Origin of the sequence: Billgrantia aerodenitrificans, assembly GCF_021404405.1 — a bacterium.
Taxonomy (GTDB): Bacteria; Pseudomonadota; Gammaproteobacteria; order Pseudomonadales; family Halomonadaceae; genus Halomonas; species Halomonas aerodenitrificans.
Genome location: NZ_JABFTV010000008.1, coordinates 91,920 through 106,617, shown reverse-complemented (window position 1 = coordinate 106,617; position 14,698 = coordinate 91,920). Strand labels below are relative to the sequence as shown.

Annotated in this window: 14 protein-coding genes; 9 read left to right on the top strand and 5 right to left on the bottom strand. The window is 64.6% G+C overall.

The features are described 5' to 3' along the window. Positions 1 to 76 precede the first annotated feature (76 nt). Positions 77 to 367: an H-NS family histone-like protein gene (locus tag HOP59_RS15675; protein WP_010628324.1), complete on the top strand. Its 291-nt coding sequence runs from the start codon at positions 77 to 79 to the stop codon at positions 365 to 367. Positions 368 to 483: 116 nt separating this feature from the next. Here the strand turns inward: HOP59_RS15675 and HOP59_RS15670 are convergent, their stop codons facing one another. Continuing rightward, positions 484 to 2,067 (bottom strand): ribonuclease J, encoded by a 1,584-nt coding sequence (locus HOP59_RS15670; RefSeq protein WP_010628325.1) that lies wholly within the window; start codon positions 2,065 to 2,067, stop codon positions 484 to 486. Positions 2,068 to 2,309: 242 nt separating this feature from the next. On the opposite strand from HOP59_RS15670, the gene purU reads away from it, so the two are divergent. Together purU and HOP59_RS15660 are read left to right on the top strand one after the other, a co-directional pair. Then, complete coding sequence (purU, locus tag HOP59_RS15665) at positions 2,310 to 3,164, top strand: formyltetrahydrofolate deformylase (protein WP_026038114.1); 855 nt, start codon at positions 2,310 to 2,312, stop codon at positions 3,162 to 3,164. A gap of 18 nt (positions 3,165 to 3,182) precedes the next feature. Continuing rightward, entirely contained in the window at positions 3,183 to 3,854 is a 672-nt protein-coding gene (locus tag HOP59_RS15660; protein WP_010628327.1) for an energy-coupling factor ABC transporter permease, read from the top strand. A gap of 36 nt (positions 3,855 to 3,890) precedes the next feature. Here HOP59_RS15660 and dinB read toward each other — a convergent pair whose 3' ends face one another. Then, positions 3,891 to 4,940 carry a DNA polymerase IV gene (dinB, locus tag HOP59_RS15655; protein WP_010628328.1) on the bottom strand — a complete coding sequence of 350 codons (1,050 nt, stop codon included), beginning with the start codon at positions 4,938 to 4,940 and terminating at the stop codon, positions 3,891 to 3,893. 139 nt (positions 4,941 to 5,079) lie between these two features. After that, positions 5,080 to 5,727 (bottom strand): transcriptional repressor LexA, encoded by a 648-nt coding sequence (lexA, locus tag HOP59_RS15650; RefSeq protein ID WP_010628329.1) that lies wholly within the window; start codon positions 5,725 to 5,727, stop codon positions 5,080 to 5,082. 197 nt (positions 5,728 to 5,924) lie between these two features. Between lexA and HOP59_RS15645 the strand changes: the two genes are divergently transcribed. From HOP59_RS15645 to hglS, 6 genes are all read left to right on the top strand, one after another. After that, on the top strand, positions 5,925 to 6,593 hold the full coding sequence (locus HOP59_RS15645; protein WP_010628330.1) for a TetR/AcrR family transcriptional regulator: 669 nt from the start codon (positions 5,925 to 5,927) through the stop codon (positions 6,591 to 6,593). A 1-nt stretch (position 6,594) separates the two neighbouring features. Beyond that, positions 6,595 to 7,113 (top strand): L,D-transpeptidase, encoded by a 519-nt coding sequence (locus tag HOP59_RS15640; protein ID WP_010628331.1) that lies wholly within the window; start codon positions 6,595 to 6,597, stop codon positions 7,111 to 7,113. Between the two features lie 101 nt (positions 7,114 to 7,214). After that, positions 7,215 to 8,228 carry a beta-N-acetylhexosaminidase gene (nagZ, locus tag HOP59_RS15635; RefSeq protein WP_010628332.1) on the top strand — a complete coding sequence of 338 codons (1,014 nt, stop codon included), beginning with the start codon at positions 7,215 to 7,217 and terminating at the stop codon, positions 8,226 to 8,228. 41 nt (positions 8,229 to 8,269) lie between these two features. Beyond that, positions 8,270 to 8,848, top strand: a complete 579-nt coding sequence (locus HOP59_RS15630; RefSeq protein ID WP_010628333.1) for a hypoxanthine-guanine phosphoribosyltransferase — start codon at positions 8,270 to 8,272, stop codon at positions 8,846 to 8,848. Positions 8,849 to 9,047: 199 nt separating this feature from the next. After that, on the top strand, positions 9,048 to 10,325 hold the full coding sequence (locus tag HOP59_RS15625; protein ID WP_010628334.1) for a 2-aminoadipate transaminase: 1,278 nt from the start codon (positions 9,048 to 9,050) through the stop codon (positions 10,323 to 10,325). Position 10,326: 1 nt separating this feature from the next. Beyond that, positions 10,327 to 11,685, top strand: a complete 1,359-nt coding sequence (hglS, locus tag HOP59_RS15620; RefSeq protein ID WP_010628335.1) for a 2-oxoadipate dioxygenase/decarboxylase HglS — start codon at positions 10,327 to 10,329, stop codon at positions 11,683 to 11,685. 98 nt (positions 11,686 to 11,783) lie between these two features. Here hglS and HOP59_RS15615 read toward each other — a convergent pair whose 3' ends face one another. Both HOP59_RS15615 and aptA read right to left on the bottom strand, forming a co-directional pair. After that, positions 11,784 to 13,274 (bottom strand): CoA-acylating methylmalonate-semialdehyde dehydrogenase, encoded by a 1,491-nt coding sequence (locus HOP59_RS15615; RefSeq protein WP_010628336.1) that lies wholly within the window; start codon positions 13,272 to 13,274, stop codon positions 11,784 to 11,786. A gap of 11 nt (positions 13,275 to 13,285) precedes the next feature. Further along, positions 13,286 to 14,626 (bottom strand): omega-aminotransferase AptA, encoded by a 1,341-nt coding sequence (aptA, locus tag HOP59_RS15610; protein ID WP_010628337.1) that lies wholly within the window; start codon positions 14,624 to 14,626, stop codon positions 13,286 to 13,288. Between the last annotated feature and the right edge of the window lie 72 nt (positions 14,627 to 14,698).

Here is a 14,698-nt window from a genome sequence, read left to right as displayed (position 1 = left end):
AATGGCAAATCGGCATATACTTTCGACGAGTGGGCCTTTGTGGCTGACTCGTCGTTTTCTTGCATGGAGGAGGCCAATGTCCAGCGAAACCCTGGAGCGCATCGCCCGTAACAAGAACGTGGCTCGGGCCGCAGCTCGCCAGTTGAGCATGGAGCAGCTGCACAAGCTCTCCGATGTTATCGGCGAGGTCATCGAACAGAAAAATGAGGAAGAGAAGCTCCGCAAACAGGAAGAAGCGGACAAGGAAAGAAAACTGGCTGAGATCCGTGAGGCCATGAGCGATGCTGGTCTCTCCGTGGAAGATCTCGTGGGTGAGCAACCTCGCCGTCGGCGCGGTCGGCCACCCAAGAATGCCAGCGGTTCGTGACCCGGCAGGGAACGAGTCGTCTGCTAGTAGTGCCACAGAAGGGAGCAAGGCGGGGGCCTTGCTCCCTTCTGCTGTTCATGTCAGGAGCGGTTCACTTGTGTCGCCATGAGAAGAATTCAGCGAAAGGCCGGTGTTTCCACGGCAAAGAGCTGCAGATGAATGTCGGGCAACTGGCGCAGATGTTGACCGAGCCAGTAGGTGATTTGAGGCTGCAGGGCTGAGCGTAGTTCGGCCAGCGTCGACACATCGATCTCTTCCAACCTTTCATCCAGCCATTCGGTGAAACTGTCTTCGTCCATGGCGCTGACGCGGTGGGCGTCCATCATCAGCCTGCCAATGCGGGTCCAGCCCGTGCCCGTGTAGGCCACCGAAAGGGCCAGATAGAGAATGCCGTGACGCGATGAGCCCTGTTCCGCTGCAAGGCCGGGCAGGGGAGCGACGGCGTTCTGGCTGACGATGCAGGGGCGCTGCGGATGGCGAGATTCGACGTTCAGGCCTTCCGCATCCAGCCGGATCAGATCGCCATTGACCGGTAAGAGGGGCGACTGGATGCCCATCGAGTGCGCCAGCTCCTGATGGGCCTGCTGGTGGCGTGGTTCGCCATGCACCGGCAGCAGATGATGCGGTCGTACCCAGCCGTAGAAGGTGCGTAGCTCCTCTTGGGCAGGATGCCCCGAGGCGTGCAGCTCTGGATGGTTGAATTCGTCCCAGATCGTCACGTCGAGGCGTTTGAGTGCCTGTTTGAGGCGCTCGATCTGATACTCGTTGCCGGGAATCGCCTTGGCCGAGAACAGCACGGTGTCGCCTGCCATCAGCTCGAAGCTGTGGTGTCGGCCATGGGCGAGGCGGCTCAATGCTGCCCGCGGTTCCCCCTGGCTGCCCGTGGCGATCACCAGCACCTCTTCCGCTGGCAGATAACCCAGGTCGCTGACCGGGACAAGCGCCGGCATGTCCTCCAGGTAACCCAGCCCCCGGGCCACGGCTACCATGCGTTCCATGGCGCGACCCATCAGGCTTACCCGGCGTCCGCAGCGCTCGGCGGCTCTGGCCACGGCCAGCACCCGGGCCAGGTTACTGGCAAAGCAGGTCACCACGACCCGGCCCGTGCACTGGGCAAGGCGCTGCTCCAGGGCCCTGGCGACTTCGCCTTCGCTGCGCGAGTGGCCCGGCATGGGAGCATTGGTGGAGTCTCCCACCAGCAGGTCGAGCGGTGCCAGGGCGCGAAAGGTCGCGCCTTTCACTGGCGGGCCGATGAGCGGTTCGGGGTCGAGCTTCCAGTCGCCGGTGTGCAGCACCCGGTAATCGCCGACGACGATCAGCAGCGCGCAGCTCTCCGGTATCGAGTGGGTCAACGGCAGATAGCGCAGGGTGAAGGGGCCGCTTTCCAGGGCTTCGCCCGGCTCGATCACCTGAATGGCATCGGTGGCGAGACCGCGCTCGTGGAATTTGGCGCGCAGCAGGCCGGCCGCCAACGGGGTGGCATAGATCGGGCATTGCCACTTGGGCCACAGCCAGGCGGCTGCACCGATGTGGTCTTCATGACCGTGGGTGATGAGCAGCGCCTGGGGGCGAATGCCGAGGGCCTCGGGTGTTTCCAGGCTGGGAACCTGCAGCGGTGAGTCGGGCAGATCCTGACGGATCATCATGCCGCAATCGACCGCGATCCATGTCTCTTCGTACCCATACAGCGTCATGTTCATGCCGATCTCACCACAGCCCCCCAGCGGCAGGAAGTGAAGCGGGCAGCGACGGCGGGGACGAATGGTGACGCGAGTAGAAGACATCGGCAAGACAGGGACCAGGCAATTGAGTCTTCACTATACGGGATCGTCGCGACCCTTCACAATGCAATGCCCGCGGGCGGCTGCGGTTGGGCGTGTCGTGGGTATGTCGATTTCGCTACAATGCCGGCTTCCTGATTCCGTTCAGCAGCGGGTTTTTCATGTCTCACTACTATCGACTCGTCGTCTCCTGTCCCGATCGTCGCGGCATCGTGGCTCGCGTTTCCGGGTTCATTGCGGGCCATGAGGGCTCCATCACCGAAGCGAGCCAGCACTCCGATCTGGAGGCCGGACGCTTCTTCATGCGCTACGAAATTCTCGCCGACTCCATCGGCATGAGCGCAAGCGAGTTGACCGAGGCCTTCGATCCCGTGGCCCGTGAATTCGACATGGAGTGGGCTCTGCGCGATACCCGCCGTCGTCCCAAGGTGGTGATCATGGTCTCCCGCGAGTCCCACTGTCTGGTGGATCTGCTTTACCGCTGGACGGCAGGGGAGCTCGATTGCGAGATCGTCGGTGTCATCTCCAATCACGACGACATGCGCGGCCTGGTGGAGTGGCACGACCTGCCGTATTTCCATGTTCCCGTGCAGGCCGACGACAAGGAGGCAGCCTTTGCCGAAGTAGAGCGCCAGGTCGAGGCCCTGGAGGCCGACGTCGTGGTACTGGCCCGCTACATGCAGATCCTGCCGCCGCGACTGTGCCAGCGCTATGCCGGTCGGGTGATCAACATCCATCACAGCTTCCTGCCCTCCTTTGCCGGTGCGCGTCCCTATCATCAGGCTCACTCCCGGGGCGTGAAGCTGATCGGCGCCACCTGTCACTACGTCACCGAGGAACTGGACGCCGGGCCGATCATCGAACAGGACATACACCGGGTGAGTCACTGCCATACGCCGCAGGACCTGGTGCGTTTCGGCCGCGACGTGGAGAAGGCGGTATTGGCCCGCGGGTTGCGCTGGCATCTGGAAGATCGGGTGCTGATCCACGGCAACAAGACGGTCGTCTTTGCCTGAACCCGAAGGGAGTTCGGCATGACCATATCCGAGCTGATACTACCGACATGGATACTGCTTGCCTGCGCAGCGGTATCGTTGTCGGTGCTGGGGCTGTCGGTGGTGCATCACTCCTGGCAGGTGCTGCTGAGCGACCGGGCTCTGCAGCACCGCTGGCTGGCGGCAAGCGTGGCGGTCGTGCTGATGTGGCAGCTCAGGGCGCAGTCGGTGGACTGGCTGAGCCTGCACTTGATGCTCACGGCATTGCTGACGCTGATCTTCAAGGCGCCATTGGCGCTCATGACCAATCTGATCGCCAATCTCTCCCTGGTGCTGCTGGGCAAGGTCGGCTGGCCCTTGCTGGGCGTCAACGTGCTGGTCAACGGGGTGATTCCCATGATGATCACGGTGTCGATCTGGCGCATCGTGGACCGCTATCTGCCCGACAACCTGTTCGTGCTCATATTCGTATGCGGCTTCTTCGGTGCGGCGCTGGCAGCGCTGGGAGCTGGGGGCGCTGGGCTGGGGCTGGTCATGCTGGCGGCCGGCGATCCGGAGGCGGTGTACCTGGCCAGGGAGTATGCACTGTTCCTGCCACTGCTGATGCCGCCCGAAGCCTTCATCACCGGGATGCTGCTCAGCATTCTAATGGTCTACCACCCCCACTGGGTCGCCACCTTCGACAGCCACCGCTATATCGATACCAAGTGATCGGGAGGCGGTAGTTGAGTGGCAGGCGGCGAGGAATCAGAAGGGCAGGCTGAGCTGGCGTCTGGCATCGTCCGACACCAGCCTCACGCCCACGCCGAGCAGGCGCACCGGGCGTCCTTGCCTGGCCCAGGCCTGCTCCATCAGCGAGGCGAAGGTCTCGGCGCTGGGCGAAGCGCCTCGGGAGTCCAGCGTGGTCAGCGAAAAGTCGTCGAAGCGTACCTTCACGAAGGCCCCCGACACGGGCGGGTGGCCGTGGCGAGCCAGACGCGCCTCCAGGCGTTCGCAGAGCGGGTTCAACTGTTCGTAGCACTGGGCCAGGTCGGGCAGGTCGCTGGCAAAGGTGGTCTCCACGCTCACCGACTTGCGCTCGCGCTCGATGCGCACCGGCCGCTCGTCGATGCCCCGCGACAGTTCGAACAGGCGGCGGCCGAACTTGCCGAATTCCTGCAGCAGGCGTTCCAGAGGAACCTGCTGCAGATCTTCGCAGGTGGCAATTTCGAGCGTCTCGAGACGCTTGGCCGTGGCCGGGCCGACGCCGTGCAGCTTGGTTACGGGCAACTGGCGCAGGAACGCATCGACCTGGTCCGGGGCGATGACGGTGAGGCCGTCCGGCTTCTCCCAGTCGCTGGCGATCTTGGCCAGGAATTTCGCCGGGGCCGCGCCAACCGAGACGGTGATCCCGACGCGTTTGAAGCACTCTTCCTTCAACCAGCGCGCCATCCAGGTGGCGCTGCCCGAAAAGCGCGTGACGTCGGTGACGTCGAGAAAGGCTTCATCCAGCGAGAGCGGCTCCACCAGCGGCGTCAGCTCGTGGAAGATGGCCAGCAACTGCTGCGAGGCTTCGCGGTAGCGGTCGAAGTCACCCTTGAGCAGGGTGAGGTGGGGGCACAGGCGCAGAGCCCTGGCGGTCGGCATGGCGGAGCGGATGCCGTAGGCCCGCGCCGGATAGTTGCAGGTAGCGATCACCCCGCGGCCCTCGGCGCTGCCACCGATGGCCAGCGGCACCTCGCGCAGCGCCGGGTTGTCGCGCATTTCCACTGCGGCATAGAAACAGTCGCAGTCGGCATGCAGAATCTTGCGACTCATCAGTGTCGTTCCGCTCAGTTGGAGCGCTTTCTGAGCGATGACCAGACTAGGCGGAGCTCGACGAGGAAGCGGAGTTGACTGTAGTCAATGAGCATTCCGAGGAGAGCTCCAACGCCGTATGGTCGAGTTCAGGAAGCGATCAACCCAAAGCTTGGCCGTTGCCGCCACGTATGACCCCCACTCCGATTCCTTCGATCTCCAGCTCCTGATGGCGCAGGTCGACCTCGATGGGAGCGAACTCCGCGTTCTCCGCCTCCAGCACGACCCGATGGCCCTGGCGATGGAAGCGCTTGACCGTCACCTCGTCTTCGAGACGCGCCACCACGATCTGGCCGTCGCGCACACGCTCGGTGCGATGCACCGCCAGCAGGTCGCCTTCGAGGATGCCGATATCCTTCATCGACAGGCCGCGAACCTTGAGCAGGTAGTCGGCGCGGGGCGTGAAGTAGTCCGGCGGCAGTGGGCAGTAGCGATCGATATGCTCGGCGGCGAGGATCGGGCTACCGGCGGCGACCTCACCGATCACCGGCAACCCCTCGCTGTTGGGCTCCAGGGCGCTGGTATCGTTGTCCTGTGCCGGCAGGCGTATGCCGCGCGAAGTGCCGCGTATCACCCGGATCACGCCCTTGCGCTCCAGCGCACGCAGGTGCTCCTCGGCGGCGTTCGGCGAGCGGAAACCCAGGGCCCGGGCGATCTCGGCCCGAGTGGGAGGATAGCCGAGCTCGTGCATGGTCTTGACGATGAAGTCGTACACGTTCTGCTGGCGCGAGGTGAGGGGGCGGCTCATGGCGAACTCCGATGGCTGTCTTGCTCTATTGTGCAAGTATACAGCATGGAAGTCTATCCAGTAAAAGTGAAGTTCAGCCGAGCTGTATTCCGCGGTGTCGTTTAAAACGCTGATGCAACGCTATACGTTGTGAGAAGGCAGCGAATGACGTAGACTTTTGTAATGTTTAAAACAGGCGTTTCCAGCGGGAATTGATCATGGCCCAGACCGATACCGTCACGCGCATTCTCGATACCGCCGAGGTGCTTTTTGCCGAACGCGGTTTTGCCGAGACCTCACTGCGCACCATTACCAGCAAGGCGCGCGTCAATCTAGCGGCAGTGAACTATCACTTCGGCTCCAAGAAGGCGCTGATCCAGGCGGTATTCTCACGCTACCTTGACCCTTTCACGGTGCGTTTCCATCATGCCCTCGATGAACTCGAGGCGCAGCATGCCGGTGGCGTCATTCCGTTGGAAGAGCTGCTCGAGACCATGGCGCGCACCGTGCTCGAGGTGCCGGCGGAGAAGCACAGCCTCAAGGTGTTCATGAAGCTGCTGGGGTTGGCCTACAGCCAGGCCCAGGGGCATCTGCGGCGGCACATCCAGGAGGAGTACGGCAGCGTCTTCACCCGCTTCACCGACCTGGTGCGTCGCGCCACCCCCGAGCTGCCGGATGCCGAACGCTTCTGGCGTCTGCACTTCGTGCTGGGCACGGTGATCTTCACGCTGTCCGGTCTCGATGCGCTACGAGACATCGCCGAGAAGGACTATCACGAGCACGTGTCGGTGCGTGACCTGATACGCCGTCTGCGGCCGGTCGTGGTCGCCGCCATGAATGCGCCGCTGCCGCCGCCGCCCGCCGTGCAGCCGGCCAAGGCGAGCTGAGATGCAAACGCCGAGGCTCGATGCGTTGCCTCCCAGTGAAGGGGTATGGCTCGAGGTCGACATCGGCCGCCAGTGCCTCGTGCACTGGCAGGGCGAGCAGCGGCAGGAAGAGTGGTCCGTTTCCACCGGGCTTGCCGGTACCGGCCAACGTGAAGGCAGCGGCCGTACACCGCTCGGCTGGCATTACGTGCGGGCCGCCATTGGCGATGGCTTGCCCCCCGGTAGCGTGTTTCGCGGTCGGCGTCATACCGGTGAGACGTTCAGCCAATCGCTGGCCGAGGCCCATCCGGAACGCGATTGGATACTGACGCGCATCCTCTGGCTGTGCGGGCTCGAGCGGGGGTTCAACCGCGGGGGCGCCGTCGACTCCCAAAGACGCTACATTTACCTGCATGGTACGCCGCCCGATCAGCCGATGGGGGTGCCGCGTTCGCATGGCTGCATTCGCATGCGCGATGCGGATCTGCTCGCGGTCTTCGCGCTGGCGCCGCCCGGAACGCCGGTCTGGCTCCACGAATAGAGCGCGGATTCAGTCGCACCGGATCGTGCTAGGGGGTGGCTGTCGCCTGGCACGGCTTTCGTCTAGAATCAGCTCCCTTTCATGGCCAAAGGACTCCGCTCATGACCCAGACCCTAGGTCCGGTGATGCTCGACCTGGAAGGGACCGAGTTGCGTAGCGAAGAGCGCGAAATGCTCATGCGCCAGGAGGTCGGGGGTGTCATCCTGTTCGCGCGCAACGTCGAGCATGCGCGACAAGTGCGCGAGCTGTGCAATGCCATTCGCAGCGTTCGCCCTGGGCTGCTGCTGGCCATCGATCAGGAAGGGGGGCGCGTCCAGCGCCTGCGTGACGGCGTGACGCGTCTGCCCGCCATGGGCAGGATCGGTCGTGACTACGAAGCGAATCCCGAGGTTACGCTGCGCCTGTGCCTAGATGCCGGCTGGCTGCTGGGCATGGAAATGGCCGCCTGCGGACTCGACCTCAGCTTCGCCCCGGTGCTCGATGTCGATACCGGCATTTCCAGTGTCATCGGCGATCGCAGTTTCTCTTCCGATCCCCATGCCGTGGCGGCCATGGCGGGGGCCTTCATCGGCGGCCTGCACGAAGCCGGCATGGCGGCGGTGGGCAAGCACTTCCCTGGGCACGGCAGCGTGGCGGCCGATTCCCACCTGGAGCTGCCCGTCGACGACCGTCCGCTGGAGCAGCTGCGCCAACATGATTTGATTCCTTTCGCCGAGCTGAGCTCGCGGCTGGATGGCGTCATGCCGGCACATGTCGTCTACTCCGCCTTCGATGCGCGTCCGGCCGGTTTCTCGGCGAGCTGGCTGGGTCTGCTGCGCGAGTCGCTGGGGTTCAAGGGCACCATCTTCTCTGACGACCTCGGCATGGCAGGTGCCGGTTACGCCGGTTCGCCGGGCGAACGCGCCTTGGCCGCGCTGGATGCCGGCTGCGACATGGTGCTGGTCTGCAACGATCGCGCCGCCGCGCTCGAAGTGCTGGATGCCTGCCAGGGCCGGAGCGTACGGCTGGGCTCGCGTCTGCGCTACGGTCGTGCACGTCCCGACATCGATTCATTGGCAGCGCTGGGGCGCTGGCGCCGGGTGCATGCCCGTCTCGAGGCCATGGCCTCGCTGTAACTCTTTCTCTTCCCGTTTACCTTCGTTGAAACGAGTCATACATGCCCAAACTCGAAGCCGACTTTCATCAATCCCTGGCCACCATGCGCGACGTCATGGACAACGCCGACTGCCTGATCAGTCATGAAGAGGTCGAGCGCGCGCTGGACCGCATGGCCGAGCAGATCACGGCCGATCTGGGCGACAAGCTGCCGGTCTTCTACTGCGTGATGAACGGTGGCCTGATCACCACGGGGCACCTGCTCACCCGGCTCGGTTTCCCGTTGGAAGTCGACTACCTGCATGCCACCCGTTACCGCGGCGGCATTCGCGGCGGCGAGCTGTTCTGGCGTGTGTCGCCGGAGATCCCCATGGCCGGTCGCCATGTGGTGATCGTCGACGACATCCTCGACGAAGGCGCGACCCTGGCCGCCATCCTCGACTATTGCCAGGAAGCCGGCGCGGAGAGCATCTCCACCGCCGTGCTGGTGGACAAGCGTCATGACCGCAAGGCGGTGCCGGGTCTCAAGGCCGACTACTGCAGCCTCGAAGTGGTCGACCGCTACGTGTTCGGCTTCGGCATGGATTACAAGGGGTACTGGCGCAATGCGCCGGGGATTTTCGCGCCCAAGGGTCTGTAGCTCGGTATATCTCATTCGCGATAGATTTAGGAATGTCATCGCAAGCCGCGCATGTAGATTGATGAAAGTTTTGTGAAAAATATATAAGATGCCAGATTTCATGACTTTATGGAATGAATTGGCGTCTTTTTTTCGTTTGAGCATGCCCTCGGCCATCTGCTCTCATGGAGCGATCTCTCACGGTTGCGAGACGTTTTTCATGGACTTTCCTCACGTCAGCCAGGGCCTGGGTATCGTGCACCCCATCTGTATCGAGCGGGGGCGTAATGCCGAGGTATGGGACGAGCGTGGCACGCATTACATCGACTTCATCGGCGGTATCGGCGTCCTCAACCTGGGGCATTCACATCCCGAGATCGTCACGGCCGTGAAGTCGCAGGTCGATACGCTGATGCATTCGGCGTTCAATGCCGTACCGCACCGCGGCTACCTGGAAGTCGCCAAGGCGTTGGATGCCTTCGTGCCCGTTTCCTACCCGCTCTCCTGCATGCTCACCAACAGCGGTGCCGAAGCCACCGAGAACGCCTTGAAGGTGGCGCGTGCGGCGACCGGTCGCCAGGCGGTCATCGCCTTCGACGACGGCTTCCATGGGCGCACGCTGGCGGCACTGAATCTCAACGGCAAGGTGAAGCCCTACAAGAGCCGCTTGGGCGCCTTGCCGGGGCCGGTGTACCACGTGCCTTTCCCCAGCGGTGAAAGCGGTGTCGATGCCGATCAGGCCATGGCAGCCCTGGAGCGGCTCTTCGAGGTCGAAACGCCTGCCGACGAAGTGGCGTGCATCATCGTCGAACCGGTCCAGGGCGAGGGCGGTTTCCGCGTGCTGTGTGCCGACTTCGCCAAGCGGCTGCGCGCCCTGTGCGACAGGCACGGCATCGTGCTGATCTTCGACGAGATCCAGTCGGGGTTCGGACGCACCGGGGCCCGCTTCGCCTTCTCCCGGCTGGGTGTCGAGCCCGATCTGCTGCTGATGGGCAAGAGCATGGCGGCGGGGCTGCCATTGGCGGCGGTGGCGGGTAGGACGGAGTTGATGGACGCCGTGCCCAAGGGTGGGCTGGGCGGCACCTATTCGGGCAACGCCCTGGCCTGCGCCGCGGCGCGTGCGGTGATGGCCCTGATGAGCGAAGAGGCCCTGGCGAGCTGGGGCGCGCGTCAGGAGGCGCTGATCGTCGAGGCCCATCAACGCTGGCAGGCCAGTGGGCGCTTCCCAATGCTGGGAGACCTCACCGGCGTGGGGGCCATGCGCGGGATCGTGTTCGAGGATACCGACCGCACCGGCGCTGCCGATCACCTGGCTGCGCTGCTGACGGCGGCGCGCGAGGCCGGTGTGCTGCTGATGCCCAGCGGCCGACGGCGCAACGTGCTGCGTTTGCTGGCTCCGCTGACCGCCGAGCCCGACACCCTGCAAGAAGGACTCAGGCGCATCGAGCGCGCCCTGGAGTCGCTCGTTCAACCCAATACCCATACCGTGGAGGCCTGAATTGTCTGCCCACTATCTTACTTCCGATGAGATCCGCGATCGCTTTTCCCGGGCCATGTCGGCGATGTATCAGGCTGAAGTACCGCAGTACGGGGCGCTGCTCGATCTGGTCCAGCGTGTGAACCGGCAAGTCCTGGAGGCCGATCCCGCCCTGGCCGGGCGCCTTGCCAGCCATGGCGAACTGGAGCGCCTGGACGCCGAACGCCATGGCGCCATCCGCGTGGGCACGGCCCAGGAGCTGGCCATGCTGCGTCGCCTGTTCGCCGTCATGGGCATGCATCCGGTGGGCTACTACGACCTCTCCGAAGCCGGCGTGCCGGTACACTCCACGGCCTTCCGCCCGGTGGATGACGCGGCGCTGGCGCGCAACCCTTTCCGCATCTTCACCTCGCTGCTGCGCCTCGAGCTGATCGAGAACCCGACGCTGCGTGAGCAGGCGGCAGCCATTCTTGCCGGCCGCGACATCTTCACCCAGGGTTGTCGCCAGCTGATCGAACTCCATGAAGCGCAGGGCGGGCTCGATGAAGAGCAGGCCGAGCGCTTCATCGGTGAGGCTCTGGAGACGTTCCGCTGGCATCGCGACGCCACGGTAGATCTGGAGACCTACCAGGCGCTGCATGCCGAGCACCGGTTGATCGCCGACGTGGTCTGCTTCCGCGGCCCGCACATCAATCACCTCACGCCGCGCACGCTGGACATCGACGAAGTGCAACGGCGCATGCCCGCCGCCGGCATGCAGCCCAAGGCGGTGATCGAGGGGCCGCCTCGTCGCGCGTGCCCCATCCTGCTGCGCCAGACCAGTTTCAAGGCGCTGGAAGAGGGCATCCACTTTGCCGGTGAGCGGCAGGGAACCCATACCGCCCGCTTCGGTGAAATCGAGCAGCGCGGCATGGCACTGACCGCCAGGGGACGTGAGCGTTACGACAGCCTGCTTGGCGAAGCACGGCGCCGCACCGCCGGGCTCGACAACGAGGCGCATCAGCGCGTGCTCGCCGAGGTCTTCGCCGACTTCCCCGATGACGAGACCGTGCTGCGGCGCGAGGGGTTGGCCTTCTTCCACTATCGCCTGACCGGGGCCGGAGAGGCGGCGGGTCGTGTAGAGGGTGCCAGCCTGGAGACGCTGATCGACCAGGGCCTGGTGGAAGCGCTGCCGCTTACCTACGAAGACTTTCTGCCGGTCAGTGCGGCAGGCATCTTCCAGTCGAACCTGGGAGGTGGGCAGAACGGGGCCTATGCCGGCAATGCCAATCGCGAGGCCTTCGAGCAGGCCTTGGGGGCGCCGGTCTGCGATGAGCTCGCGCTCTATGCCGAGCGTGAGCGAGCCTCCCGCGAGGCGGTGCTGCAAGCCTTGGGGCGCTGAGCAGCGCCTGTCACTCGAACGCTCAAGCCGTGAGAATGGCGAAAATGGCAAAGCCGAACCAGGTGTCTGGTTCGGCTTTGCCATGCTAACGCCTGGTGTCAGGAGGGGAAGGAGAACTGCGCGCCCTCGCGGACCCCGGCTGACGGCCAGCGCTGGGTGACGGTCTTGCGCTTGGTGTAGAAGCGCACGGCATCCGGCCCGTAGGCGGCCAGGTCGCCGAACAACGAGCGCTTCCAGCCACCGAAGCTGTGGTAGGAAACCGGCACCGGCAACGGCACGTTGATGCCGACCATGCCCACCTGGATATTGTCGCTGAAGTAACGGGCCGCTTCGCCGTCACGGGTGTAGATGCAGGTACCGTTGCCGTACTCGTGGTCGTCGATCAGCTTCATGGCTTCTTCCATGGAGCCGGCGCGAACCACCAGCAGCACCGGCCCGAAGATCTCCTCCTGGTAGCAGGTCATTTCAGGGGTCACCCGGTCGATCAGGGTGCCACCCACATAGAAGCCGCTTTCGAAGCCCGGTACCTGCACCCCGCGGCCGTCGACCACGATCTCGGCACCCTGGGCCTCGGCGCTGTCGATGTAGCCGCACACTTTCTCCTGGTGGGCCTGGGTGATCACCGGGCCGAAGTCATTGCCAGCGTCGGCGAAGGAGCCGACCTTGAGCGACGTCATCCGCTCCCGCATCTTGGCAACCAGGGCGTCGGCGGCGGCGTCGCCCACGGCCACTGCCACGGAGAGGGCCATGCAGCGTTCGCCGGAGGAGCCGAAGGCGGCGCCGGTGAGCGAATCGACCACGTTGTCCATGTCGGCGTCGGGCATCACGATGGCGTGGTTCTTGGCGCCGCCAAGCGCCTGGCAGCGCTTGCCGTTGGCGCTGGCGCGGCCATAGATGTACTCGGCGATCGGCGTGGAGCCGACGAAGCTGACGGCCTGGACGCGAGGGTCGTCGAGCAGGGTATCGACGGCCTCCTTGTCACCGTTGACCACGTTGAGCACGCCGGCGGGCAGGCCCGCTTCCAGCGCCAGTTCGGCGATGAACAGGGTCGAGGTCGGGTCGCGCTCGGAGGGCTTGAGCACGAAAGTGTTGCCGCAGGCGATGGCCATCGGGTACATCCACAGCGGCACCATGGCGGGGAAGTTGAACGGCGTGATGCCGGCCACCACGCCCAGCGGCTGGAACTCGCTCCAGGAGTCGATGCCGGGGCCGACGTTCTTGCTGTACTCGCCCTTGAGCATTTCCGGCACGCCGCAGGCATACTCCACGTTCTCGATGCCGCGCTGCAGTTCACCCTTGGCGTCGTGGACGATCTTGCCGTGCTCCTGGCCGATCAGCCGGCAGATCTCGTCGGCATGCTCTTCGAGCAGTTGCTTGAAGCGGAACATGACCCGGGCGCGCTTGGCCGGCGGTGTGTTGCGCCAGGTCGGGAAGGCGGCCTGGGCAGCGGCGATGGCCTGCTCGACGGTGGCCTTGCCGGCCAGGCTCACCTGGCCGCTTACCTCGCCGGTAGAGGGGTTGAAGATGTCCTGAGTACGCCCTTCGCCGGCGACGCGTGCGCCGTCGATCAGGTGGCCTAATGTGGTCATTGCGTCTTCTCTCAATCCAATTCGCCGATGGTTTCGCCCAGCACGTTGACGAGGCGGTCGATCTCGTCGCGCTCGATGATGAAGGGCAGGCCGAGCTGAATGGTGTCGCCGCCGTAGCGCACGTAGAAGCCCTTGTCCCAGCACTTCATGGCGATCTCGAAGGGGCGGCGGGCCGGCTCGCCGGGGTGGGGCTCGATCTGCAGCGCCCCGGCGAGGCCGTAATTGCGGATGTCGCTGATGTAGCGGGTTCCCTTGAGTCCATGCAGGGCCTCTTCGAAGACCGGACTCATCTCGCGCACGCGTTGGATCAGGCGGTCGTTCTCGAGCACGTCGAGTGCCGCCAGCGCCGCGGCGCAGGCCACCGGATGCCCGGAGTAGGTGTAGCCGTGGGGCAGTTCGAGCATGTAGTCCGGGCCGCCCTGTTCCATGAAGGTGTGATAGATCTCGCTCTGCACGACCACCGCGCCCATGGGTATCGCGCCGTTGGTGAGCTGCTTGGCCACGTTGAGGATGTCCGGCACCACGCCGAACTCCTCGGCGCCGGTCATGGAGCCCATGCGGCCGAAACCGGTGATGACCTCGTCGAAGATCAGCAGGATGTCGTGCTGATCGCAGATCTCGCGCAGCCGCTGCAGGTAGCCCTTGGGCGGCGGAATCACCCCGGCCGAGCCGGCCAGCGGCTCGACGATCACCGCGGCGATGTTGGAGGCGTCGTGCAGGGCAATCAGCTCCAGCAGCTCCTCGGCCCGCTCGGCACCGCGCTCGGGCATGCCCCTGGTGAAGGCGTTCTCCTTGAGCAGGGTGTGGGGCAGGTGGTCGGCATCGATACCCTGGCCGAACAGTACGCGGTTGGCGCCGATGCCGCCCAGGCTGATGCCGCCGAAGTTGACCCCGTGATAGCCCTTGGCGCGACCGATCAGCTTGGTCTTGGTCGGCTTGCCCTTCTTGCGCCAGTAGGCGCGGGCGATCTTCAGCGCCGTGTCCGCACTCTCCGAGCCGGAGCCGGTGAAGAATACGTGATCGAGCCCCTGAGGCATCAGGCCGCGAATCCGGTGGGCCAGCTCGAAGGCCTTGGGGTGGCCGAACTGGAACGCCGGTGAGTAGTCCAGTTGCTGGAGCTGACGCGTCACGGCCTCGGTGATCTCCGGCCGACAGTGGCCGGCACCGCAGGTCCACAGCCCCGAGAGGCCGTCGAAAATGCGCCGACCGTCGGCGTCGGTGAAGTAGCTGCCCTCGGCGCCCACGATGATGCGCGGGTCGCGCTTGAACTGGCGATTGCCGGTATAGGGCATCCAGTAGGCGTCCAGTTGCTCCTGACTCAGGCCGCCGTGCAGTGATTGATGAACCGACATCTCAGCACCCTCTGTTGGCATGGCCGCGGTCGACGGCCTTTGTAGCAGGCTAGGTCGAGATGAAAATAAATT